Annotated in this window: 1 protein-coding gene; it reads left to right on the forward strand. The window is 74.9% G+C overall.

Translation table 11 applies throughout. The features are described from left to right. Nucleotides 1-36: 36 nt before the first annotated feature. Nucleotides 37-331: hypothetical protein (locus NVV99_RS26420; protein WP_260783291.1), on the forward strand; the 295-nt coding region annotated here is incomplete at its 3' end.

The following is a 331-nucleotide window of genomic DNA, read 5'->3' on the forward strand; positions in this document are numbered from 1 at the left end:
GACCCGGATCGTGCCGGGAGACGAGCCCGGCATCTCATGGCGGCACTGCCTCTCGTCGACGATCGCGTCGTGCTCGACGCCTGCGTCACCGCCGCCCGCGAGGCCACCGAGAGATGGAACTCGGAGGAGGCGGCACGCGGGTGGGACGATGCCGTCCGGGCCTTCGACCTGCTGCCCGCCGCGGAACGATCCCCGGGCGATCGCGACGATCTGCGCGTCGCGCGTGTCGAGGCACTCGCCCGGGCGGGGCGCGGCCAGACCGTACTCGACGTCGTCGACGCGGGCCTGCGCGACGCGGTCCGGGACGGCCGAACGTCGACGGCCGGTCGCC

This window comes from Rhodococcus sp. PAE-6, from assembly GCF_025290685.1.
Lineage (GTDB): Bacteria > Actinomycetota > Actinomycetes > Mycobacteriales > Mycobacteriaceae > Rhodococcus > Rhodococcus pyridinivorans.